General features: G+C 34.9%; 20 protein-coding genes, 1 pseudogene and 1 riboswitch. Of the genes and pseudogenes, 17 read left to right on the plus strand and 4 right to left on the minus strand.

The window, feature by feature from the left end:
• Positions 1 to 36 precede the first annotated feature (36 nt).
• The 5 genes from holA to pnp all read left to right on the plus strand — a co-directional run bounded on the left by holA (position 37) and on the right by pnp (position 6,503).
• Positions 37 to 1,080, plus strand: coding sequence for a DNA polymerase III subunit delta (holA, locus tag BP18_RS04310; RefSeq protein ID WP_029277974.1), 1,044 nt, complete (start codon positions 37 to 39; stop codon positions 1,078 to 1,080).
• A 147-nt stretch (positions 1,081 to 1,227) separates the two neighbouring features.
• Positions 1,228 to 1,482: a 30S ribosomal protein S20 gene (rpsT, locus tag BP18_RS04315; RefSeq protein ID WP_029277972.1), complete on the plus strand. Its 255-nt coding sequence runs from the start codon at positions 1,228 to 1,230 to the stop codon at positions 1,480 to 1,482.
• A gap of 267 nt (positions 1,483 to 1,749) precedes the next feature.
• Entirely contained in the window at positions 1,750 to 3,744 is a 1,995-nt protein-coding gene (gene uvrB, locus BP18_RS04320) for an excinuclease ABC subunit UvrB (protein ID WP_007723865.1), read from the plus strand.
• Positions 3,745 to 3,926: 182 nt separating this feature from the next.
• Positions 3,927 to 4,196 carry a 30S ribosomal protein S15 gene (rpsO, locus tag BP18_RS04325; RefSeq protein WP_007723862.1) on the plus strand — a complete coding sequence of 90 codons (270 nt, stop codon included), beginning with the start codon at positions 3,927 to 3,929 and terminating at the stop codon, positions 4,194 to 4,196.
• Between the two features lie 198 nt (positions 4,197 to 4,394).
• Positions 4,395 to 6,503, plus strand: a complete 2,109-nt coding sequence (gene pnp / locus BP18_RS04330; RefSeq protein ID WP_029277970.1) for a polyribonucleotide nucleotidyltransferase — start codon at positions 4,395 to 4,397, stop codon at positions 6,501 to 6,503.
• Between the two features lie 53 nt (positions 6,504 to 6,556).
• Here the strand turns inward: pnp and BP18_RS04335 are convergent, their stop codons facing one another.
• Positions 6,557 to 7,312 (minus strand): alpha/beta hydrolase, encoded by a 756-nt coding sequence (locus BP18_RS04335; RefSeq protein WP_029277968.1) that lies wholly within the window; start codon positions 7,310 to 7,312, stop codon positions 6,557 to 6,559.
• Positions 7,313 to 7,520: 208 nt separating this feature from the next.
• Between BP18_RS04335 and BP18_RS04340 the strand changes: the two genes are divergently transcribed.
• From BP18_RS04340 to BP18_RS04350, 3 genes are read left to right on the plus strand one after another with little or no spacing between them, the layout of a single operon-like run.
• Positions 7,521 to 8,570: an aspartate-semialdehyde dehydrogenase gene (locus BP18_RS04340; protein WP_029277966.1), complete on the plus strand. Its 1,050-nt coding sequence runs from the start codon at positions 7,521 to 7,523 to the stop codon at positions 8,568 to 8,570.
• A gap of 23 nt (positions 8,571 to 8,593) precedes the next feature.
• Positions 8,594 to 9,472, plus strand: a complete 879-nt coding sequence (dapA, locus tag BP18_RS04345; RefSeq protein WP_029277964.1) for a 4-hydroxy-tetrahydrodipicolinate synthase — start codon at positions 8,594 to 8,596, stop codon at positions 9,470 to 9,472.
• Positions 9,473 to 9,506: 34 nt separating this feature from the next.
• The gene (locus BP18_RS04350; RefSeq protein WP_029277962.1) at positions 9,507 to 11,186 is read left to right on the plus strand and encodes a ribonuclease J; all 1,680 of its coding nucleotides are present in this window, start codon (positions 9,507 to 9,509) and stop codon (positions 11,184 to 11,186) included.
• A gap of 116 nt (positions 11,187 to 11,302) precedes the next feature.
• Here BP18_RS04350 and BP18_RS12785 read toward each other — a convergent pair.
• Positions 11,303 to 13,110 (minus strand): annotated as a pseudogene (locus BP18_RS12785) (ABC transporter permease/substrate binding protein).
• A complete protein-coding gene (locus BP18_RS04365; protein ID WP_007723841.1) occupies positions 13,103 to 14,299 on the minus strand; it encodes a quaternary amine ABC transporter ATP-binding protein in 1,197 nt (398 codons plus the stop codon). Before BP18_RS04365 ends, BP18_RS12785 begins: the two are co-directional and overlap by 8 nt.
• 449 nt (positions 14,300 to 14,748) lie before the next feature.
• On the opposite strand from BP18_RS04365, the gene BP18_RS04370 reads away from it, so the two are divergent.
• From BP18_RS04370 to BP18_RS04405, 8 genes are all read left to right on the plus strand, one after another.
• The gene (locus BP18_RS04370; RefSeq protein ID WP_007723831.1) at positions 14,749 to 15,414 is read left to right on the plus strand and encodes an HD domain-containing protein; all 666 of its coding nucleotides are present in this window, start codon (positions 14,749 to 14,751) and stop codon (positions 15,412 to 15,414) included.
• A gap of 56 nt (positions 15,415 to 15,470) precedes the next feature.
• On the plus strand, positions 15,471 to 15,956 hold the full coding sequence (locus BP18_RS04375; protein WP_007723830.1) for a GNAT family N-acetyltransferase: 486 nt from the start codon (positions 15,471 to 15,473) through the stop codon (positions 15,954 to 15,956).
• 83 nt (positions 15,957 to 16,039) lie between these two features.
• Positions 16,040 to 16,143, plus strand: a riboswitch (TPP riboswitch).
• A gap of 78 nt (positions 16,144 to 16,221) precedes the next feature.
• The gene (thiT, locus tag BP18_RS04380) at positions 16,222 to 16,791 is read left to right on the plus strand and encodes an energy-coupled thiamine transporter ThiT (RefSeq protein WP_029277956.1); all 570 of its coding nucleotides are present in this window, start codon (positions 16,222 to 16,224) and stop codon (positions 16,789 to 16,791) included.
• 209 nt (positions 16,792 to 17,000) lie between these two features.
• On the plus strand, positions 17,001 to 18,452 hold the full coding sequence (gene cls / locus BP18_RS04385) for a cardiolipin synthase (protein ID WP_029277954.1): 1,452 nt from the start codon (positions 17,001 to 17,003) through the stop codon (positions 18,450 to 18,452).
• 211 nt (positions 18,453 to 18,663) lie between these two features.
• Positions 18,664 to 19,845, plus strand: a complete 1,182-nt coding sequence (locus BP18_RS04390; RefSeq protein WP_029277952.1) for a betaine/proline/choline family ABC transporter ATP-binding protein — start codon at positions 18,664 to 18,666, stop codon at positions 19,843 to 19,845.
• 14 nt (positions 19,846 to 19,859) lie between these two features.
• Positions 19,860 to 20,495 (plus strand): ABC transporter permease, encoded by a 636-nt coding sequence (locus tag BP18_RS04395; protein ID WP_029277950.1) that lies wholly within the window; start codon positions 19,860 to 19,862, stop codon positions 20,493 to 20,495.
• Positions 20,496 to 20,508: 13 nt separating this feature from the next.
• Positions 20,509 to 21,453 (plus strand): osmoprotectant ABC transporter substrate-binding protein, encoded by a 945-nt coding sequence (locus BP18_RS04400; protein ID WP_029277948.1) that lies wholly within the window; start codon positions 20,509 to 20,511, stop codon positions 21,451 to 21,453.
• Positions 21,454 to 21,458: 5 nt separating this feature from the next.
• Positions 21,459 to 22,127 (plus strand): ABC transporter permease, encoded by a 669-nt coding sequence (locus tag BP18_RS04405; RefSeq protein ID WP_029277946.1) that lies wholly within the window; start codon positions 21,459 to 21,461, stop codon positions 22,125 to 22,127.
• Between the two features lie 116 nt (positions 22,128 to 22,243).
• On the opposite strand, the gene BP18_RS04410 is transcribed toward BP18_RS04405, so the two are convergent.
• Positions 22,244 to 22,570, minus strand: coding sequence for a hypothetical protein (locus BP18_RS04410; protein WP_029277944.1), 327 nt, complete (start codon positions 22,568 to 22,570; stop codon positions 22,244 to 22,246).
• Positions 22,571 to 22,729: 159 nt separating this feature from the next.
• On the opposite strand from BP18_RS04410, the gene BP18_RS04415 reads away from it, so the two are divergent.
• Complete coding sequence (locus BP18_RS04415; RefSeq protein WP_029277942.1) at positions 22,730 to 23,599, plus strand: DegV family protein; 870 nt, start codon at positions 22,730 to 22,732, stop codon at positions 23,597 to 23,599.
• Positions 23,600 to 23,761: the final 162 nt, after the last annotated feature.

Consider the following 23,761-nt stretch of genomic DNA (forward strand, 5'->3'; position numbering starts at 1 on the left):
TACCATAGAGGCAAGATAAGAAAGTGGTGGAACAGAGTGAATCTTGTATCAGAATTAACAAAAATAAAAAATGGCACAATTGCTACAGTTTATATTGTATTAGGAACAGAGTCCTACTTAGCTAGTGTAGCAAGAAAAACGCTGCTAGATAATTTATTAAAAGAAGAAGAACTGGAACTGAACTATGGCGCTTACGACATGGAAGAAGTGTCTATTGGAACTGCCTTAGAAGATGCAGAATCTATTCCATTTTTTGGTGAACGCCGCGTTGTTTTCGTCGACAGACCGGTTTTCTTAACAGGTGAAAAAACAAAATCAAAGATAGAGCATGATTTGAAATGGTTCGAAAACTATTTAACCCGTCCTTCAGAGTCAACTACGCTTGTACTCTTTGCACCATACGAAAAATTAGATGAACGTAAGAAGATAACCAAGTTACTCAAAAAAACAGCCACAGTACTTGAAGTTAATGCTTTATCAGAAAAAGAAATGCGAAAATATATTAAAGATACGATTTCAAATGAAGGGTATCGGTATTCACCAGAAGCATTTGAATTGTTTATTCAATTAACAGATGCAAAGTTATCAGTAGCCATGGGAGAGTTGCCTAAGCTATTTCTTTACGCACAAGAAACTAAATTTATCACAATAGAAGCTGTTCAAGAATTAGTGGCTAAATCGTTAGAACAAAACATATTCGCCTTAAATGAATACGTCTTGAAGAAAGATGTAGGACAAGCATTAAACTTGTATCAAGATCTGTTGCTGCAAAAAGAAGATCCAATCAAAATAAATGCAATCATGACTGCTCAATTCCGATTGCTGATTCAAGTTAAAATTTTAGAGAAAAAAGGCTACCAACAAGGGGATATTGCTAAACTATTGAAAACACATCCTTACCGGGTAAAATTAGCTATTCAGCAAATGAGGAAAATCAAGGAATACGCATTAGTAGAAGCCTATAATGGGTTAATTGATGCTGAGTATCGATTGAAAACTGGTAAAGGCGATAAAGAAATGCAGTTTGAACTATTTGTTTTGCAGTATGCTCAAAAAAAGTTGGTAAATAAACCTAGATAGCGGAGTTTAGAATAATATAGCTATCAAGTAAAAAAACTTTACACATTTTTATTGCATTGAAGCGTGTCTTTATGTATAATTGAGTTTGTTGAAACAACTGGAATAGACTATTTTAAGTTGTAAATAATTGAAAGTGGGGTGAATCAAATGCCAAACATCGAAGCTGCAATCAAACGTGTTCGTACTTCTGAGAAATCAGCTATACAAAACAACGTTCAAAAAAGTTCAATGCGTACTGCTATTAAAAAATACGTTCAAGCTATTGAAGCAGGTAACGAAAACTCTGAACAATTACTTAAAGAAGCAATCAAATCAATTGACATGGCTGCATCTAAAGGATTGATTCATAAAAATAAAGCTAACCGTGACAAATCTCGTTTAACTGCTAAATTAGCTAAATAAGAGGTCATAGTTATATAGAGTCATTAGAAAAGTCGCAAATGCCTGATTAGTCAGGTGTTGCGGCTTTTTTAGTCTATAAAAGAGCTCTATCTCCATTTTTTTTCTATAGTAATTTAAATAAAATTAGCGATAATCTAGGCAACCTTATCTAATTAGTTGTAAGAACACATGTTCAGTGCTAGAATAATAAAGTAGAATTGAAATAGTATGTCTTACATGGAATAAGATTCATTTAGAATTAATAGAAGCACGAGGAGGTACGTAAAAATGCCAAAAGACCAATTTGAACTGGTTTCTAAATACCAGCCAAGTGGTGATCAGCCGGCTGCAATCAAAAAACTAATTGCCGGTATCGAATCAGGAACGAAGGAACAAACTTTACTAGGTGCCACTGGAACAGGTAAAACTTTTACGGTCTCAAATGTTATTAAAGAAGTAAATAAACCGACGTTAGTTATTGCTCATAATAAAACATTAGCAGGGCAATTGTACGGAGAATTTAAAGAGTTTTTCCCAGATAATGCGGTAGAGTATTTCGTGAGTTATTATGACTATTATCAGCCAGAAGCTTATGTTCCTTCAAGCGATACGTTTATTGAAAAAGAATCAAGTGTGAATGATGAAATAGACAAATTGCGTCATTCAGCAACGAGTGCTTTATTAGAAAGAAGAGATGTTATTGTAGTGGCATCTGTTTCTTGCATCTATGGATTAGTCAATCCTGAAGATTACCGGGATCATGTGCTTTCTTTACGTGTCGGGGCTGAAATGAACCGAGATGAAATGTTGCGACGCTTAGTAGACATGCAATTTGAGCGCAATGATATTGATTTTCAACGTGGCCGTTTTCGTGTTAGAGGAGACGTTGTAGAAATCTTTTTAGCTTCTCGTGACAGTGAGGCGATACGTGTAGAGTTCTTTGGTGATGAGATTGATCGTATCAGAGAAGTAGATGTGCTAACAGGTGAGGTCAAAGCGGATGTTCAACACGTTCCTATCTTTCCGGCTACTCACTTTGTTGCCAATGATGAACAAACTAGGTCAGCTATTAAAAATATCCAAGAAGAGCTAGAAGAACGATTAAAAGAATTGCGTGCGGAAGATAAATTGATTGAAGCCCAACGATTAGAACAACGAACGAACTATGATTTGGAAATGCTGTTAGAAATGGGCTATTGTTCTGGAATCGAAAACTATTCTAGGCACATGGATGGACGGAAACCTGGTGAAGCACCCTATACATTGATTGACTTCTTTCCAGATGATTTTTTAATTGTAATCGATGAGTCTCATATCACCATGTCTCAAATTAGAGGAATGTACAATGGCGATAGAGCTAGAAAACAACAATTAATCGACTATGGTTTTAGATTACCTAGTGCTTTGGATAACCGACCGCTTCGCTTGGAAGAATTTGAGAATCACGTCAATCAAATTATGTATATTTCAGCTACACCAGGACCGTACGAATTAGAAAGAGCTCCAGAAGTGATTGAACAGATTATTCGTCCTACAGGATTGTTAGATCCAATTATAGAAGTGCGTCCAATTAAAGGACAAATTGATGATTTGATTGGTGAAATAAATGAACGATCTGAAAAGAATGAGCGTGTCTTCATCACGACATTGACTAAGAAAATGTCAGAAGATCTAACCGATTATTTGAAAGAAGTGGGAATTAAAGTTGCTTATCTGCATAGTGAAATAAAAACACTTGAACGAACGGAGATTATTCGAGACCTACGTTTAGGTGTATATGATGTGTTAATCGGAATCAACTTATTGCGTGAAGGAATCGATGTGCCAGAAGTATCGCTGGTCATTATTTTAGATGCAGATAAAGAAGGTTTCCTAAGAAGTGAACGTTCCCTTGTTCAGACTATCGGGCGAGCTGCACGTAATGAAAATGGGAGAGTAATTATGTATGCAGATCGAATAACAGATTCTATGCGAGCGGCTATATCGGAAACCGGAAGACGTCGTGAAACGCAAGAAGAATACAACGAAAAACATGGCATTACTCCTAAGACAATCATTAAAGACATTCGTGATTTAATTTCGATTACTTCTGTAGTAAAAGGTGACGATGAGGGAGCCTCTGGTCTAGAAAATATTGCTAAAATGACTAGGGCACAACGTTTAGAATTAATTGATGGTTTAGAACTAGAAATGAAAGTAGCTGCAAAAGAATTAAACTTTGAAAAGGCTGCTAATTTAAGAGATATGGTGTTAGAAATAACAGCTCAATATAAATTAAAATAAAAAACACTTAAATAATAGAAGAAAAAATTTCCAAATCAAAAATTCTGATTAAAAAAACTTGCATTTTCTTATTGAGTCTAGTAAAATTCAAGAGTGTACTAAACACATACCTTTTACTTGGTAAAACGACTCACCAACGTCTACTCAGTAGGAGGAAAAAATCAGGAAAGAGGTGCTTAGAAATGTCAATTTCTAAAGAACGTAAAAATGAAATCATCACTGAATACGCAATCCACGAAGGAGATACAGGTTCTCCCGAAGTACAAGTTGCTGTATTAACAGCTGAGATTAATCACTTAAATGAACACGCACGTGTTCACAAAAAAGACCACCATTCTTATCGTGGACTTATGAAAAAAATTGGTCACCGTCGTAACTTGCTTGCGTACCTACGCAACAAAGATATTACTCGTTACCGTGAATTGATTCAAAGATTAGGTCTACGTCGTTAATTTTTCGTAGTCTATTTAGAAGCGAGATTCTAACGAATCTCGCTTCATTTTGTATGTAAATAAAAAAGCTGTTTATTTTGTTGTCCATCCTACTATACAAATGTGAAGATTTAACCTAACGTTAAATACTGACATTTGTTTAGTAGTCTGTTTGGAAATGACGAATAAGAGCTTCAATAAAAAGGAGAAATGCACACAATGACAGAGAAACAAATTTTTACTAAAGAATGGGCAGGGCGTACACTAACAATCGAAGTTGGACAATTAGCGAAACAAGCTAATGGAGCAACTTTGATTCGCTATAATGATACTGTCGTGTTATCTGCAGCAGTAGCTAGCAAAAAAGCGAAAGATGTTGATTTCTTTCCTTTAACTGTAAATTATGATGAAAAAATGTATTCAGTCGGTAAAATTCCAGGGGGCTTTATTAAAAGAGAAGCACGCCCAAGTGAATATGCGACCTTAACAGCTCGCTTAATTGACCGTCCAATTCGTCCAATGTTTGCAGAAGGATTTCGTAATGAAGTTCAAATCACAAACACTGTTATGTCAGTTGATCAAAACTGTTCTCCAGCATTTTCAGCAATGTTCGGTTCTTCTTTATCACTAGCTATTTCTGATATTCCATTTAATGGACCTATTGCTAGTGTTGATGTTGGCCGCGTTGATGGAGAATATATCATTAACCCAACAGTAGAGCAAGAAGCATTATCAGATATCCATTTAACTGTTGCAGGAACAAAAGATGCCATTAACATGGTTGAAAGTGGAGCTGCGGAAGTTTCAGAAGAAGATATGCTAGGTGCTTTGATGTTTGGACACAGAGCGATTCAAGAACTAGTCGCTTTCCAAGAAGAAATTGTGTCTGCTGTCGGAAAAGAAAAAATGAATATTCAATTGTTGCAAATTGATGCAGATTTAGAAAAAGAAGTAAATGATGCTTACCAATCTAAAATGATTGCAGCTATTCAAACAGAAGAAAAATTAGCTCGTGAAGAAAATATTGAAGCTGTTAAAGAAGAAGCAATGGCTTTTTATGAAGAGCACTATCAAGAACATGCTGAAGCTAAACGAATCAACAAAGAAGTAAAACAAATTGTTGAAGATATGGAAAAAAATGAAGTGCGTCGTTTAATTACAGTCGACAAAATTAGACCAGATGGCCGTAAAATCGATGAAATTCGCTCTTTAGCTTCTGAAATTGGACTTTTACCAAGAGCACATGGTTCTGGTTTGTTCACACGTGGGCAAACACAAGCTTTATCAGTTGCTACGTTAGCTCCATTAGGCGAACATCAAATTATTGATGGCCTTGGTGTTGAAAACAGCAAACGTTTCATTCATCACTATAACTTCCCTCAATACTCTGTAGGAAGTACTGGACCATCACGTGGACCAGGTCGTCGTGAAATTGGACATGGAGCATTAGGAGAACGTGCGTTGTCACAAGTTATTCCAAGTGAAGAAGATTTCCCTTACATGATTCGTTTAGTTGCTGAAGTTCTTGAATCAAACGGTTCTTCATCACAAGCAAGTATTTGTGCGGGCACATTAGCTTTAATGGATGCTGGTGTACCAATCAAAGCTCCAGTTGCTGGAATCGCTATGGGTCTAGTTAAAGAAGGCGAAAATTATACTGTCTTAACAGATATCCAAGGGTTGGAAGATCACTTAGGCGATATGGACTTTAAAGTAGCCGGTACAAGCAAAGGAATTACGGCTCTTCAAATGGATATTAAAATAGAAGGTATCACTGAACAAATTTTAGAAGAAGCATTAATTCAAGCTAAGAAAGCAAGAATGGAAATTTTAAATGAATTGACTTCTACAATTGCTGAACCGCATGAAGAGTTAAGTGCATTTGCTCCTAAAATTGAAATGATGCAAATTAAACCGGAAAAAATCAAAGTTGTTATTGGCCGTGGTGGCGACCAAATTAATGCGATTATTGATGAAACCGGTGTTAAAATTGATATCGATCAAGAAGGAAAAATTAGTATTGCCTCTGAAGATGCTGCTATGATTAAACGCGCTAAAGAAATTATCGAAGAGTTAACAAAAGACATCGAAGTCGGTAAAGTTTATTCTGGAAAAGTAAAACGAATTGAAAAATTTGGAGCTTTTGTTGAAATTGCTAAAGGCAAAGATGGTTTACTTCATATTTCTGAAATAGCTAACGAACGTGTTGCTAAAGTTGAAGATGTTTTGGCTTTAGGAGAAGTAATGGACGTTAAAGTTATCGAAATCGATAAACAAGGAAGAATTAACCTTTCTCGTAAAGTATTATTGAAAACTGAAGAAAAGTAAAAATGAGTAAAAAAAGAACCCAATTTTTTTAATTGGGTTCTTTTTTTTTGGACTTAATTTTCTTCAAGCGATGTTAACCATTCTACTAATTGGTTAACGGTCTCTTCTTGTTGTTGTTCAGCTGAAATACTACCAGGATTATCGCCTTCTTGGTCTCCGTAATCGCCAAATCCAGCATGATTGCCTCCTTCAATAGTGTAAAATAGAGTGGATTCTGGTAAGTATTTTTTCCCATCTTGATAGGCTTCTTTATCAACTACACCATCATTAGAGCCGATTATAGAAATAACGGACAATGGTAAATTATCTAGACGACCATTTTCGTCTGGATAACTAGCTAACAAGAAAACGCCTTTTAATTGTTTGGTAGTTGCTGCATGTGCAAAACGACTAGCCATAACACCGCCTAAGGAATGGCCACCAATAACGTAATCGCCAATTTTTTCATCAGCGATAACAGCTTCCGCTTTGTTTTTATCAGTAACGGCAAGGTTTAAAGCATGTTTAACAAGGTAAACGGGGTAACCTTGTGTAGCTAGCTTAGCTGCAATTGTGCTATAACTTTTTTCTTCTACTAATCCTCCTTGATAAAATATGACAGATGTATCCTGTTGACATTTATTATTCAAGGGGAGAAAAATAAGTGCATCGTTTGTTTCTTTAACGGTGTATTGACTGGTAGATTCAGTTTCTTTTAGCGTTTCGTTTAAAGGTTGATAAGTCCTAGTGTGTAACAGAAACAGACCACCTAAAAAGAGTAACACCAACAGTACTAAACAAATGATTAAAACTTTGTATTTGCGCTTCATAGGTTCTCCTCTCATCTTAATTGAATAGAGTGATATACAAAAAGTGTAGCACAATTTTTTTAAATTCGTTAGATAAATGAAACAAAAAAAGGCGAATAACCTACATTTATATAAATTTCTTTGGAATTGTGCTAAAATGTATATTGGGAGCACACGTAGTTAATAGATAATATGAAAATTTAATTTCGTAATTAGGAGAGATAAAATTATGACTGGATATACTATTGCAGTTGTGGGAGCAACTGGAGCTGTAGGAACAAAAATGATTCAAATGTTGGAACAAGCTACATTTCCGATAAAAAGTGTGAAACTTTTAGCATCTAAACGTTCTGCTGGAAAAAAGATACTTTTTAAAGGTAAAGAAGCAGAAATTCAAGAAACAACAGCTGAATCTTTTGAAAATGTTGATATTGCCTTGTTTAGTGCTGGCGGATCAATCTCAAAACAATTTGCACCGGAAGCTGTAAAACGTGGGGCAGTTGTTATTGACAACACGAGTGCTTATCGAATGGATTCAGAAGTACCATTAGTCGTTCCAGAAGTAAATGAAGAAGCCGTTCGTTCTCATAAAGGAATCATTGCTAATCCGAACTGTTCAACTATCCAAATGATGGTCGCACTTGAACCTATTCGTAAGCAATATGGCTTAGATCGTATTATTGTTTCTACTTACCAAGCAGTAAGTGGAGCAGGTATTTCTGCGGTGAAAGAAATGAAAGAACAAGCACAGAAGATGCTAAATGAAGAACCTTATGAAGCAACTATTTTGCCATCTGGGGGAGATAAAAAACATTTCCCAATCGCTTTTAATGCTTTACCGCAAATTGATTTATTTACGGAAGATGGTTATACATTTGAAGAATTAAAAATGATTAATGAAACTAAAAAAATTATGAGCGATGATAAAATAAAAGTTTCTGCTACTTGTGTTCGTATTCCAGTTGTTTCAGGACACTCAGAATCTGTTTATATTGAAGTAAAAGAAGATGGAGCTAGTGTGTCTGCTCTCCAAGATATTTTGAGAAATGCACCTGGTGTAGTCCTTCAAGATGATCCATCTAATCAAATTTACCCAACAGCATTGGCAGCAGCAGGTAAGAAAGAAACGTTTGTTGGAAGAATCCGTAAAGACAGAGATGAAGATAAAGGTTTTCACATGTGGATTGTTTCTGATAACTTATTAAAAGGGGCAGCTTGGAACTCAGTTCAAATTGCTGAAAGTCTACACAAGCTAGGGTTAATCAAAGTAAGTAACTAAATTTAAAATAAAGGGTGATTTTGATGGATTTAAGAAAAGCTCGCATTATAACAGCTATGACAACTCCATTTAATGAACAAGGATTAGTTGATTATGAACAATTAGAAAAACTAATCAATTTTTTACTTGAAAATGGAACTGAAGGATTAGTAGTGGGCGGAACAACCGGCGAATCTCCTACATTAGCTCATGAAGAAAAAATTGCTTTATATCGTAAAACGGTCGAGTTAACGGCAGGACGTGTTCCAATCATTGCTGGTACGGGATCATTCAACACGGCTGAAACGATTGCTTTTACCAAAGAAGTTGAAGCTATCTCGGGTATTGATGCAGCATTAGTAGTCGTTCCTTACTATAATAAACCTAATCAAGCGGGTTTATATGCTCATTTTGAAGCTGTAGCAGCTAGTACAACCTTGCCAATTATCATTTATAATGTACCTGGACGTACGAGTGTTTCTATTGATCCTAAGACGACAATTAAACTTTCTGCTATAAAAAATATAATTGGTGTAAAAGAATGTTTGGGTCTAGATGCTTTGAGTGAAGAAATTGAAAAAACGTCTGATGACTTTTTAGTCTATACTGGTGAAGACGGAAATGCTTTCCCTGCCAAATGTATCGGTGCAACTGGTGTTATTTCTGTAGCCAGTCATGTATTAGGGAATGATATTGCTAAAATGTATGATCTTTTAGAAGAAGGTTCTCTAGCTGAAGCAGCATCGATGCATCGTCAATTAGTACCAAAAATGACTAGTTTGTTCACTGTGCCATCTCCGGCGCCTGTGAAATTTGCATTGAATCATTTAGGTATTCATGTAGGCGGAACAAGATTGCCATTAGTGGCATGCACAAAAGAAGAAGAAGCACATATATTGAAAGAATTAAATTGGACAAAATAAAACTAAAAAAATTGAAAGCAAGAGAGGTGAAGAAATGAGCACAATCAAAATTATCCCACTAGGCGGTGTACGCGAAAATGGAAAAAACATGTACGCGGTTGAGGTGGATGAAGACATATTTGTTTTAGACTGTGGATTAATGTATCCTGAAACAGAATTACTAGGAATTGATGTAGTCATTCCTGACTTTAGTTATTTAGAAGAAAATAGAAACCGTGTTACTGGAGTATTTCTAACACACGGACACGAAGATGCGATTGGAGCATTGCCTTATTTTCTTCAAAAATTTGATGTTCCGGTATTTGGAACTGAATTAACAATAGCTTTAGCAAAATTATTTGTTGAAAAAGATAGTCAAACAAGTACATTTGATGATTACCATATCATTGATGAAAACACTGAAATTGAATTTGGAGATGTGATTGCTAGTTTCTTTAGAACAACTCATACCATTCCTGATTCTGTTGGAATAGCGCTTAAAACAACTGAAGGAAGCATTGTTTACACCGGTGATTTCAAGTTTGATCAAAGTGCAAAACCAATGTACCAAAGTAATTTATCTCGTATCGCTGATATTGGAAAAAGCAAAGTTTTAGCGTTATTAAGCGACTCAAGTGAAGCTGAAAGTCCAGTAGAAAACATAAGTGATTTAAAAGTAGCAGAAGAAGTATTGGATACATTCCAAAATGCTACTGGCCGAATCATTGTTGCAAGTGTTGCAAGCAATATCTTACGTATTCAACAAGTACTAGATGCTGCTCACAAATCACATAAGAAAATTTTTATTACTGGAAGCAACCTTGAAGAAATCGTTCAAATAGCAATAGAGTTAAATAAATTGCAGTTACCAAATGAAGATTTAATTGTTCCTATAACAGATATTGAAAAATACACTGATCAAGAAATCGTTGTGTTAGAAACAGGAGCAACAGGCGAACCGATTAAAACATTGTCACGTATGGCAAAAGGGAAGCACACTCAAGTAAACATAAAAGAGGGCGATTTAGTTTACATCGTAACAAGTCCTTCAACGGCAATGGAAGTAACCGTTGCTCAAACAGAAAATATGATTTATCGTGCTGGAGGAACAGTTAAGCAAATTTCAGATAATTTGAAAGCTTCTGGACATGCTACTCCTAACGATTTAAAATTAATGATCAACTTGATCAAGCCGACTTATTTTATTCCCGTACAAGGCGAATATCGTAAGCTTTCTGCTCACGCAGAACTTGCTCACGAAGTAGGAATGTCTTACAAAAACATTTTTATACCTGGTAAAGGTGACATCATGGAATACAAAAATGACCGCATGCACGTAGCAGGTCAAGTGACCGTGGGCAATACAATGGTTGATGGTATTGGAATCGGTGATATTGGAAATATCGTTTTACGTGATCGTAAGTTGTTATCTGAAGACGGTATATTTGTAGCAGTAGTTACTATTAACCGCAGAAAGAGCAAAATTATCTCAGGTCCTGAAGTTATGACTAGAGGTTTCGTATACGTTAAAGAAAACACTGATTTAATCAATCAAAGTAATGAAATTATTCGAGAAGTAGTAGAAGAAAATTTAAACAGAAAAGAATTTGAATGGAGCCGTCTAAAACAAGAAATTAGAGATGCTTTAAACAAACATCTTTATGAACAAACACGTAGACGTCCAGTAATTTTGCCAATTATTATGGAAACAAGTTCACGTAACCGCAAAAATTAAGTAGAAAAAGAACTCTTATTGCCTCTAAAGGCGATAAGAGTTCTTTTTTCTTTAGCAATGGACAAAAAAAGAGCAATCACAAAATGTGAATGCTCTTTAACGTTATTAATAATAGACTATTTTGCTACGCCTTCAGTCCATTCAGCAACACGTTCAGGATTTTCTTCAATCCACGTTTCTGCTGCAACTTCAGGATCTTCTCCTTCAGAAATCTCTAGCATAATGCTTTCCATTTCTTCAGTAGTCCAATTAAATTGGTCTAACACTTGGTTAGCTTCAGGCATATCTTCTTCAAGACCTTCACGAGCCATAGTATTGATTGTTTCTGCTTCTCCAAATGAACCTTCAGGATCTTCAAGATACTTCAAGTCATAAGTGGCAAACATCCAGTGTGGAGACCAACCAGTAATAACAATTTCTTCTTTGTTTTTAATAGCTTGACCTAATTCAACTGTCATTGCTCCAGATGAAGATGTTTCAAGTTTCCATTCACTCAAATTATCGTAATCCGTTAAGGCTGTTTCAGTTGCGGCAACAACGCCAGCACCTGGTTCAATACCTGTAATCGTCATTTTAGCTTCATCAGTAAGGTCATCCATAGAATTAACATCCATGTACTCAGGAACAACTAAACCAACTAAAGCACCTTCTAAGTTAGGTCCTAAGTTAACCATTTGATTGCCGTATTCTTCAAACTGAGAACCGTGTGTTGCGGGTAACCATGCAGCTACCATAGCATCAGCGTCACCGCTAGCTACAGCTTGCCACATTACAGCGTTATCTAAAGGTGTTAACTTTACGTCATAACCTAAGTCTTCTAGAACTTTACCGATAACATTAGTAGAAGCGACTTCAGTATCCCATTCTACATATGCTAGTTCAATTTCTTTTCCTTGTCCAACAGAAGAAGCTTGATCCTCTGTTGATGTTTTTTCTGTTGAGCAGCCTGCTGCAACTAATGATAATCCTAAGCCTGCTGTAAGACCTAAATGTTTCCAGTTAAATTTTTTCATAACGGGTAAATCTCTCCTTTATAATTAATTCTTTAAATAAACGGTCTTTAGTAGTCTAAAACGTATTACTTTTTATTTAGTTTTTGTGTCAAACGGTCAATAATGATAGCTAGAACAACTAAGCCTAAACCAGATACAAATCCTGTTCCGACTTGAGCACGTTGCAAGGATGATAAGACTTCTCTACCAAGACCTGGAGCGCCAATCATTGAAGCGATAACGACCATTGATAAAGCTAACATAACAGTCTGATTGATTCCAGCCATAATAGTTGATTTTGCTAAAGGCAATTCGACTTTAAATAATTTTTGAGCACCAGTGCTCCCAAAAGATTCAGCAGCTTCAACTAATTCATCCGAAACTTGTCTGATTCCAAGGTTAGTAAAACGAACAGTTGGTGGAATAGCGAATATTAGAGAAGCGAATACCCCAGGAACCATACCAATCCCAAAGAAAGCAACGGCTGGAATGAGATAAACAAACGCAGGCATTGTTTGCATGAAATCAAGAACAGGAGCAATAATCGTATTTGCTACTTTATTTTTAGCCATCAAGATTCCAAACGGAACTCCGATGATAACTGACAATAAACTGGCAACTAAGACTAAGGTCAACGTGTTCATTAAATCTGACCAAAGACCTTGGTTATAAATAAACCAAAGACCTACGATTGAAAATGCTGCTAGCCCGAATTTCTTTCTTGAAGCAATAAAGGCAATTACAGCAACAATCAAAATAAACAATAGGGGTGGAACCAGTAATAAAGTTTCTGTTACAAATTCCATAGCTATTTCAGAATATTTTTGAATGGGATCAAACAAAAAGGCAAATGTATCTGTTAACCAACTTGTAAAGTTTTCAACCCCATCTGCTACAGGTAATTTTGGAATTGCATCTAATAAACTAGACATTTTCAAGAACCTCACTTTCTCCTGCAAGAGCAGCTATTACAGCACCTCTTACAATAATACCAACTAATTTCCCTTCATCGACAACTGCTACTGGAGTAGTTGAGTCATGGATAACTGAAAAAATGTCATTCATCGAAGTCGTTCTAGTAACAGTTGGAATATCACTTTTAACGATGCTTTCAATTGATTGAATATTTTTCTTGCGAGCATCCGAAGCATCTTCAGCAGTGATGTAACCTAAAAGATTGCGTTGGCCATCTACGACCAACATACTAGATATTCCTTCATTACGCATTTGCTCTAAGGCAAAGCGAGGTCCGTGATTTTTAATGTTTAATGTTTCAGGACGTTGCATGATATTCTCGGCTGTTAACACCTTAGAACGATCAACATCTTCAACAAATTTTTCAACATAATCATTTGCAGGATGAGTGAGTATTTCTTCAGGTGAGCCGATTTGTACAATTGAGCCATCTTTCATTAAGGCAATTTTGTCACCGATTCTTAAAGCTTCATTTAAATCATGTGTAATAAAAATGATCGTTTTTTTAACATTGGATTGAAGTTCTATTAGTTCATCTTGCATTTCACGACGAATTAAAGGATCTAATGCAGAGAAAGCTTCATCCATTAATAAAATTTCAGGGTCATTAGCTAGAGCACGTGCTAATCCAACTCTTTGCTGCATTCCGCCAGATAGTTGATTAGGGTATTGATCTTTGTAGTCGCCTAAACCAGCATTATCTAAAGCTTTTTGAGCCTTTTTTTGTCTTTCAGCTTTATCCATGCCTTGAATTTCTAATCCGTATTCGGTGTTTTCTAAAATAGTTCGATGAGGAAAGAGACCAAAGTTTTGGAAAACCATACTTAATTTCTCTCTTCTGACTTGACGTAAAGCTTTTTTATCCATCGTTGATAAATTTTCGCCATCGATAAAAATATTTCCTTTAGTTGGGTCAATTAGGCGATTAAACATACGAACAAGTGTTGATTTTCCACTACCGGATAAGCCCATGATAACGAAAATTTCACCCTCTTCAACGGTAAAACTAACATCATTAACACCAACTGTGACCCCTGTTTCTTTGAGGATTTCTTGCTTAGATTTTTTTTGTTCTAACAATTCTAAGGCTTGTGTTGTCTTTTTACCAAAAACCTTTGTTACATGTTCAATAGTTATCTTTGACAAAATAACAGCTCCTTTTCTTTTCTTTTTATTTATGAGTGTCAACTAGTAAATCAAAAATGATTAAGAGAGAATCCAAACATAAATTGACTAGCAAACCATCCTGTGAGGCGGTTTATTTCAAATTTTTTCCCCTGAAAAAAACGACAACTATTCACAAAAAAAAATAGTTCCAAATGACACGCAATAATTAGTGTAACATGAATAGATAAAAATGAAAAACCAAACCATTTTCAAAAATAAGCTTTAAGACCTTTATTTTGCCTTAATAACAGACCTTAGAGGAGGGACGAAAAAAAAGAAAAAACTTTTTTTTGAGGTTGTTTTTCTTCTTTTATAGTGAAATTCTCCAAAAAAAAACAGGCATAATTTAGACATAAAACTTGTGGTTTTTTAGTCTGATTGTTAGACTTATTTAAGTAGTCTAATGGGTAAAAAGAGGTGAATGTTCGATGCTAACAAAAATGCAGAAAATAATCATAAAAGAGACAGAAGAATATGTTTATCAATTATTAAAAGATGATCCTAGTGGTCACGATTGGTGGCATATCCAGCGTGTTAGAAACTTAGCCAAAAATATCGCAGAAAAGGAGCAAGGAACGATTGATCTTTTTGTTTGTGAAATGGCGGCTTTGTTGCATGACGTAGCGGATGGCAAACTAAATAAAACAGAAGCTGAAGGCGAAAAAAAAGTTAGAAATTGGCTTTCACGCTATTCATTGACTGGAAAAGAAAAGGAAGAGATTTTGAAAATTATTCTTCATATGTCTTACAAAGGTGGAACCAATAAAGTAGTATTGTCTTCTATAGAAGGCAAAATTGTTCAGGATGCAGATCGCTTAGATGCAATTGGTGCGATTGGAATTGCACGAACAATGGCTTACTCGGGTTCAAAAAATCGTCTGATCCATGATCCAGCTAAAGTAGCGCGGGAAAATCTTACAATAGAAGAATATCGTTCAGGGGAAGATACTGCGATTATGCATTTCTATGAAAAATTGTTAAAATTAAAAGAGGGTATGAATACAACTATTGGAAAACAATTAGCGGAAAAAAGACACGCTTATATGGAAAATTACTTAACTGAATTTTACGCTGAATGGGATGGGGAAAGATAAGAGTTGGATGAAAAGATTAATCTGATTTGAAATCATGCGTTATAGGAGGTAAATTTATGGATGGAGCAGAAGAACTGATATTGGTTGAAGCAACTGTAGGCGATATTTATAGAATAGAGAATTATGGCATAGAAGAAAATTCATATACAGTTGCGCCCATGGACGGGATGACTGAAAGTTTGCATGAATATGAAAAACACCCAATTTTAATGTTATACGAAGATAAAATGGTTGGTTTTTTTATCCTTCAAACTGGAGAATCTATTCTACGATATACGTCAAATCCTCAAGCAATATTATTGAAAGCCCATTCAGTTGATAAGCGTTATCAGCAACAAGGCTATGGGAAACTAGCAATGGAAAAATTGCCTGAATTTATAAAAGAACATTTTCCTTCTATTAATGAGATTATTTTATTGATTGATTATGATAATATTAGTGGTCAAATGATGTATTTAAAATCAGGCTTTAAAGATACCACAAATAAAGTGAAAGAATTAGACGGATATAAATTTATCTATTCTAAATCTTTAACTAGCTAAATAAACAATGAAAAGAGTAAGAAGATTGACAATGTTTTGTAATCACCGTATTATAAGACATGTAAGAAAAAATTGAATGAACAACCATCACAAAGGGGTGCTGTTAAAAGCTGAGATTGAATCCATTGATTCTAACCCTTGGAACCTGTTCGTTAGTACGAGCGTAGGGATTGTGACGGGGACGAACTATTATTCTTTAACATGATAATTCGAGCTCCTCCTTTGATGTGTGGCACTGTTCAACACATTGAAGGAGGAGCTTTTTTTGAATAATAATCGCTTACGCGTTTGGCTAGAAGGGACACTTTTTGCCGCTTTAGCTATTGTATTGTCTTTGATTCCAACCAATATTGGAACAGGTTTTACCATCTCTTTAGGTATGATTCCGCTAATGCTTTTTGCTTTTAGACAGGGCATTGTAGCAGCGACAGCAGCGGGTTTTTTATGGGGAGTATTGCATTTTTTACTGGGAATTGCGAGCATCTTACACCCCTTGCAAGGTTTTATAGAATATTTTGTGGCATTTGCATTTGTTGGTTTTGCGGGCGTTGTTATGAAACCCTTGCAGGCAGCTTTTAAAGAAAACAATAGAGTGAAGCAGTATCAATACATCATAATAGGAACAATAGTTGGGACAATTGCTCGGTTTTTCTGGCATTTTATTGCAGGTTACTACTTTTGGGGGAGCTACGCACCAGAAGGTATGAACCCGGTATGGTATTCTTTTATTGCGAATGGTGGAAGTGCATTAGCAACGGGAATCGTTACAAGTATAGTGCTAGGTGTCATAGCCAAAACGACTCCGACATTGTTTACGACAAATTATAAAAAATAGTATTAGAAGTAGTTATAGCTTTTGTTTATGAGTAATAATTACCAAAAAAGGCTAACACAGAACCGACTAAAATAAACGAAAAGAGATTAGATGTTTGTCTAATCTCTTTTTTTGACAAATTATTTCTAATAAACGGTTAGTTTCTAGTAGCTAAAAAAAAAATAGCATAGTAAGATTAGACCATAACAAAGTTGGAGAGGAATAAATCGATGAATATACTTATTTACATACTTTTGGGAGCTTATTTTTTGAATACCATTCTTTCCATTATTACCGTATTTCGTGAAAAACGCGATATTGCAGCTACTTGGGCATGGTTGCTCGTATTAATTCTTTTACCAGGTATAGGCTTTATTTTTTATTTGTTTATTGGGAAAAAAATGAATCGTGAAAAAATATTCGATATTAAGTCCCAAGAAAATATCGGAATGCCAGAGCTCGTTCAAGCTCAAAAAGAAATGTTGGCTGATGATGAAGGGTTATTATCAGATAAACAAGCTACAGAAAATGCAAAAGAAATGGCTAGTTTATTTTTAGAAAGTGATGAATCTATTTTAACAAAAGGCAATAAGGTTGAGTTATTTACGGATGGTGAAAAAAAATTCGATTCTTTAATAGAAGATATTTCTAAAGCGGAACACCATATCCATATGATTTATTATATTATCCATAATGATAAAATAGGAAAACGAGTGCTTAACGCATTAGAAGAACGGGCAGCTGCTGGGGTTGATGTCTTAGTGATATATGATGCGCTAGGTTCCAGGTCATTAAAACCTAGTTTCTTCAAAAAGTTAGAAAAATTAGGTGGGAAAGCAGAACCTTTCTTTGGATCGAAATTTCCTATTATTAATTTACGTTTTAACTATCGTAATCACCGTAAAATTGTAATTATTGACGGGAAAATTGGCTATACTGGTGGGTTTAATGTAGGAGACGAATACTTAGGAGAATACAAAAAATTTGGCTATTGGAGAGATACCCATTTAAAAATTCAAGGAAATGCAGTCCTTGCTTTGCAAAGTCGCTTTTTGATGGATTGGAATGCAGCAGTACCTAAACACAAATTAGAATATGAAGAAAATTATTTCCCATTGATTGATAAAGCAGGCCATTCTAATATTCAAATTGTATCAAGTGGACCTGACTCAGACCTTGAACAAATAAAAAAAGGGTATATCAAGATGATTAGTATGGCAAAAGAATCTGTTTTTATTCAAACACCTTATTTTGTTCCAGATGATTCTGTTTTGGAATCAATCCAGATTGCTGTAATGTCAGGTATAGATGTTAAAATCATGATACCGAATAAACCCGATCATCCTTTTATCTACCGTGCAACTATGTACTACGCAGCAGCTATGGTAGCTGTTGGAGCAGAAGTTTATATTTACGATAATGGGTTTTTACATGCTAAAACAGTTGTTGTTGATGGAACCATATGTTCAATAGGTACCGCTAATTTTGATATTAGAAGTTTTAAACTGAATTTTGAAGTAAATACATTTATTTATGATCACAAAATCGCGCAACAACAACAACAATTTTTCTATGAAGATATGGAGAAAAGTTATCAATTAACGCAAGAAATATTAGATAATCAGTCTAAATGGTTAAAATTCAAACAAACATTTTCACGATTATTTTCCCCTATATTGTAGAAATCTAATAAAAATGAACAAAGCATAAAGTGGCATTTTTATTAAAAAATCTGATTTAAGAGAGACTAGAGCAGCTATAAGTTGCTGTAGTCTCTCTTTTTTTATGAGGAGATCTTAATCTAAAAATCGTCATGTTTGAATAGCTGTCGGATGTTTGAGATAATAAAATTACTTATGGTCAAAAAAGAAACTATATAATGAGGTGAATGGTTTGATAGAATTTAAAAATGTTTCCAAAGTATATAAAGGTGGTAAAAAAGCCGTTAACAATGTTAATCTCACATTTAATGATGGAGAGTTCATTGTATTTATTGGAACAAGTGGAAGTGGGAAAACAACTTCAATGCGTATGATTAACCGAATGATTGAACCAACATCAGGTCAGATTTTGATTAACGGGGAAGACATCATGAAAAGAGACCCTGTTCAATTAAGAAGAGAAATAGGCTATGTTATTCAACAAATTGGATTGATGCCTCACATGACAATCTATGACAATATCGTCATGGTTCCTAAGCTGCTAAAGTGGCCAGAAGACAAACAGCGTGAATCTGCGGAACGTTTGCTTGCAAAAGTAGATTTGCCAAAAGATTTTTTGACGCGTTATCCAGCTGAACTTTCTGGCGGACAACAACAAAGAATTGGTGTCATTCGTGCTTTAGCGGCTAATCAAGATATTATTTTGATGGATGAACCATTTGGAGCACTAGATCCAATCACTAGAGATGCTCTACAAGAACTAGTAAAAGAGTTGCAAGAAGAAATGGGGAAAACCTTTATTTTTGTAACACATGATATGGATGAAGCTTTAAAATTAGCTGATCGTATCGTTATTATGCAAAATGGAGAAGTCGTACAATTTGATACTCCAGATAATATTTTGGCTGAACCAGCCAATCAATTCGTTGAAGATTTTATTGGAGAAGACCGCTTAATTCAAGCGAGACCAAATATCCAAACGGTTGATCAAGTGATGATAAAAAATCCGATTTCAGTGACTCCTGGAAAATCTCTTTCAGAAGCTATCCGTATCATGAGAGATAAGCGAGTGGATTCGCTATTTGTAACGGATGACGCTGGTGTTTTAAAAGGATATGTTGATATTGAAAGAATTGACCGTAACCGTAAACGTGCTACAAGCGTAGGCGATATTATGATAGATAAAGTTTACTTTGTTCGAGAAGGAACTCTTTTGAGAGACACAGTTCAAAGAATTCTAAAACGTGGTTTTAAGAACATTCCAGTTGTGGATAATAAAGGTCGCTTAATTGGTTTGGTTACTCGTACATCATTAGTAGATGTTGTTTACGATACAATCTGGGGTGAGGAAGAAGAAGAACTGGCAAAAGCTAGTGTTTTTGAAACGACCATTCCTGAAGAAAGCAAAGAATAGAGGAGGGAAAAATAATGGCTGATTTTTTTGCAACAAATGGCTCTGATTTACTCCTGAAAACATGGGAACATCTTTATATTTCTGCATTTGCATTGGCGTTAGGTGTAATAGTAGCGGTCCCTTTAGGAGTTTTATTAACAAGGTTTGAAAAAAGTGCTAAATTCATTATTGGTTTAGCCACGATTTTACAAACGGTTCCTTCACTAGCACTGTTGGCTTTAATGATTCCTCTTTTTGGGGTTGGTAAAGTTCCTGCAATCGTTGCATTATTTATTTATTCATTATTGCCTATACTGAGAAATACTTATATAGGGATGAATGGAGTAGATGTTAATTTACGAGACGCGGGTAAAGGAATGGGTATGACAAACTTTCAAATGATTCGTAATGTTGAATTGCCTCAAGCAGCACCCGTTATTATGGCAGGGATCCGGTTATCCGGCGTTTATGTTATCTCATGGGCTGCTTTAGCGTCTTATATTGGTGCTGGTGGGTTAGGTGATTTTATCTTCAATGGTTTGAATCTTTTTATACCTAGTTTGATTATTGGTGGAACCATTCCTGTGACTCTTCTTGCATTATTGGCAGATTTTGGACTAGGAAAACTAGAAAAAAAAGTAACACCTAGAACCGTGCAAGAAAATGAATAGGAGGGCTTCAACTATGAATAAAATTCAAAAAATTGCTGCCCTTTTTGTGGCAGTACTACTATTAAGCAGTTGTTCTTTACCTGGTTTAGGTGGCGGATTTAACGAAGAAGGTATTACGATTACTGGTGGTTCTACTACCGAACAACAAATTGTAGGGTATATTGTTGAAGGAATGGTTGAACATTACATTGATATTGATGCTCAAATCGTCAACAATTTAGGTTCATCCTCTCTAAATCATCAAGCTTTAATTGGCGGAGATGCAAATGTAGCTGCTATAAAATATACGGGAACTTCTTTAACAGGTGAATTAGGTCAAGCGCCTATTACTGATCCTGAGAAAGCATTAGACTTAGTTATTGATGGATTTGCTGATAAATTTGACCAAAAATGGTTCCCAACATATGGTTTTGCAAATACGTATGCTTTTATGGTGACAAAAGAACTTGCAGATGAGTATGATTTAGTCACTATAAGTGATTTAGAAGAGATTGCTGGAGAACTAAATGCAGGAGTAGATACCTCTTGGATGGAACGCGAGGGAGACGGTTATGATGCGTTTTTAGAAACGTATCAATTTGATTTCAACCGTGTGTATCCTATGCAAATCGGTTTGGTCTATAATGCATTACAAGCAAATGAAATGGATGTCGTTTTAGGTTATTCAACGGATGGACGTATTAAAAGTTATGACTTAGTAGTTTTGGAAGATGATAAGCAATTATTCCCTCCTTATGATGCCAGCCCAGTTGCGACTTTTGAAGTTTTAGAAGCTTATCCTGAGTTAAATGAAATATTATTGAAATTACAAAATTCAATAACAGATGAAAAAATGCAAGAATTAAACTTTATTTCAGATAACAATTTAATTGAGCCAAAAGTTGTAGCCGATGATTTCTTGAAAGAAAACAACTATTTTGAATCTGTTGATGTAAATGAAGAAGGAGGCACCCAATAATGGATATGACACAAATGAATATGTGGGAACAGTTAATTTTTTATTTTTCTGAAAATGGGTTATACATCTGGAGCCAATTTATTCGTCACTTCTTGATATCAATTTATGGTGTACTTTTTGCTGGAATTATTGGAATCCCACTTGGTTTTTGGATTTCTCGTCATGGTAAACTAGCAGACTGGGTCATTGGTGCGGCTAATGTCATCCAAACGATTCCTTCATTGGCCATGTTATCTATTTTAATGTTAGGTTTAGGGTTAGGTGTGAATACCGTTGTGACAACAGTATTTTTATACTCATTATTGCCAATCATAAAAAATACCTACGCAGGAGTTCAAAGCGTAGATAAAAATATCTTGGATTCTGGTAAAGGAATGGGTATGACAAGATGGCAATTAACTTATATAGTCGAACTTCCACTAGCTTTATCTATTATTATGGCCGGAATTCGTAATGCTATGGTAGTGGGTATTGGGGTAACAGCGATTGGAACCTTTATTGGAGCTGGTGGTTTAGGTGATATCATTACTAGAGGAGTCAATGTGACCGATGGTGGAGCTATCATTCTTGCAGGTGCTATCCCAACGGCACTAATGGCAGTGATTAGTGATCTCTTTTTAGGATGGATTGAGAAAAAATTGGATCCAACAAAAAACAAAAAAATATTGTCTTAATGCTATTCAATACCTAGGCTATTGTGTGGCAAAAATAAAATACTTGAAAACTCTCCTTTCATTGCAAAGGAGAGTTTTTTTTCACCAAATGACTTAGATATGAAAAGGTAAAAAAATCAAGGTAATCGGATATGTCTTATATCACTAGGAAGAACCAGATACGTCATATGATTTAGTGGGTTTTCTAAAATAATTTGAGGTCTTTTAGAAGATGTAGATCGGATATAACCTGTAACCTCAGTGAAATCAGAATGATGGGCTAATTGATTTAATTGTAAAATGATTTTTCTTTTTTTAGTAAAGGCTTGATTTAAGAAATAAGTAAGTTGCTCTTCGGGCATTTGTGGTAAAAGCGCTAGTTCATTAGCTGTATTAAATAAGAAAAACTTTTTTTGAAGATAGGTAAATGGATGAACTGGTTCTTCTAAAGTATTTTTTTTCATCTTTATTCCTCCGAACGTTTGTTTGATATTTATATTATACGAACAAACGTTCAACAAAGCAAGTTGTTTAATTATTTTTTAAAAGTTTCTATTTCAGTGAAAAAATGGCATAATGAAAAGGAAGAATCTATAGATTTATGAAAAAAAGGGGTTTTAGCAATGGATTATAAGATTATCGCAGATTCATGTTGTGATTTGCCATTAGATTTTATAAAAGAAAATGATATTGAAATTATCAGTTTAATCATTAATATTGATGGGAAAGATTTAGTAGACGATATGGGAAAAACATTCGATAGAGATGCATTTTTCGAACAATTAAAAAATGGCTCAATGGCTACTAGCTCCCAAGTTAATATTGGAACATTTATGGAAACCTTTAAGAAGTATGTCGAAATAGGGCAACCAGTTATATTTTTAGGATTATCTTCTGCATTAAGTGGTTCATACAATAATGCTTTAACAGCTGTCAAAATGTTGGAAGAAGAATATGAGAACGTAGATATAACGATAATCGATACTAAAGCAGCTTGTTTAGGTGAAGGGTTATTAGTCTATGAAGCTGTAAATAGAAAAAAAGAAGGTCAATCTTTAGCTGAAGTCGTTAATTGGCTAGAAGAATACAAAATGAAACTTCATTCTTGGGTAACCGTTGACGATATCAAACACCTTGAACGAACTGGAAGAGTAAATTCCGTTTCAGCTACACTAGGAAGTGTTTTAAATGTTAAGCCAATTATAGTTATGAATGAAAAGGGAGGCTTAGTACCTTTTGCTAAAGTAAGAGGTAGAAAAAAATCGTTGCTTTATTTAATTAATAAAACAGTTGAGGGAATAATCAATCCTGAAAATCAAACCATTTTTATTGGTCATGTAGGAGTTCCAGAAGAAGCTGAATGGATCAAGGAAGAAATTAACTCGAAAATCAAAGTGAAAGATATACAAGTATATCCGTATGGTCCAACTATTGCATCACATACTGGATTCGGATCTATTGCCTTATTTTCTTTTGGTGAAGTAAGAAAATAAGGAGTATTTAAAATTTAATAATGTCTTAATAAACAAGAAAAAATGTCGATATACTAATGAAAGTAGATTATTTGCTTTTTTTATTTATCTAAGTATTTATGGACCTTTTTTATCTAAAAATAAGATTAAACGTATAAAGATAGTTGGTGAAAAAACGCTTTA

Origin of the sequence: Carnobacterium jeotgali MS3, assembly GCF_000745125.1 — a bacterium.
Lineage (GTDB): Bacteria > Bacillota > Bacilli > Lactobacillales > Carnobacteriaceae > Carnobacterium_B > Carnobacterium_B jeotgali.

Coding starts and splice junctions, on each gene's coding strand:
- BP18_RS04340 (WP_029277966.1), top strand. CDS start 7,521: ATGACTGGATATACTATTGCAGTTGTGGGAGCAACTGGAGCTGTAGGA.
- BP18_RS04410 (WP_029277944.1), bottom strand. CDS start 22,570: ATGAAAAAAAATACTTTAGAAGAACCAGTTCATCCATTTACCTATCTT.
- uvrB (WP_007723865.1), top strand. CDS start 1,750: ATGCCAAAAGACCAATTTGAACTGGTTTCTAAATACCAGCCAAGTGGT.
- BP18_RS04400 (WP_029277948.1), top strand. CDS start 20,509: ATGAATAAAATTCAAAAAATTGCTGCCCTTTTTGTGGCAGTACTACTA.
- BP18_RS04350 (WP_029277962.1), top strand. CDS start 9,507: ATGAGCACAATCAAAATTATCCCACTAGGCGGTGTACGCGAAAATGGA.
- BP18_RS04415 (WP_029277942.1), top strand. CDS start 22,730: ATGGATTATAAGATTATCGCAGATTCATGTTGTGATTTGCCATTAGAT.
- BP18_RS04375 (WP_007723830.1), top strand. CDS start 15,471: ATGGATGGAGCAGAAGAACTGATATTGGTTGAAGCAACTGTAGGCGAT.
- pnp (WP_029277970.1), top strand. CDS start 4,395: ATGACAGAGAAACAAATTTTTACTAAAGAATGGGCAGGGCGTACACTA.
- BP18_RS04335 (WP_029277968.1), bottom strand. CDS start 7,312: ATGAAGCGCAAATACAAAGTTTTAATCATTTGTTTAGTACTGTTGGTG.
- rpsT (WP_029277972.1), top strand. CDS start 1,228: ATGCCAAACATCGAAGCTGCAATCAAACGTGTTCGTACTTCTGAGAAA.
- cls (WP_029277954.1), top strand. CDS start 17,001: ATGAATATACTTATTTACATACTTTTGGGAGCTTATTTTTTGAATACC.
- BP18_RS04370 (WP_007723831.1), top strand. CDS start 14,749: ATGCTAACAAAAATGCAGAAAATAATCATAAAAGAGACAGAAGAATAT.
- dapA (WP_029277964.1), top strand. CDS start 8,594: ATGGATTTAAGAAAAGCTCGCATTATAACAGCTATGACAACTCCATTT.
- BP18_RS04405 (WP_029277946.1), top strand. CDS start 21,459: ATGACACAAATGAATATGTGGGAACAGTTAATTTTTTATTTTTCTGAA.
- BP18_RS04395 (WP_029277950.1), top strand. CDS start 19,860: ATGGCTGATTTTTTTGCAACAAATGGCTCTGATTTACTCCTGAAAACA.
- rpsO (WP_007723862.1), top strand. CDS start 3,927: ATGTCAATTTCTAAAGAACGTAAAAATGAAATCATCACTGAATACGCA.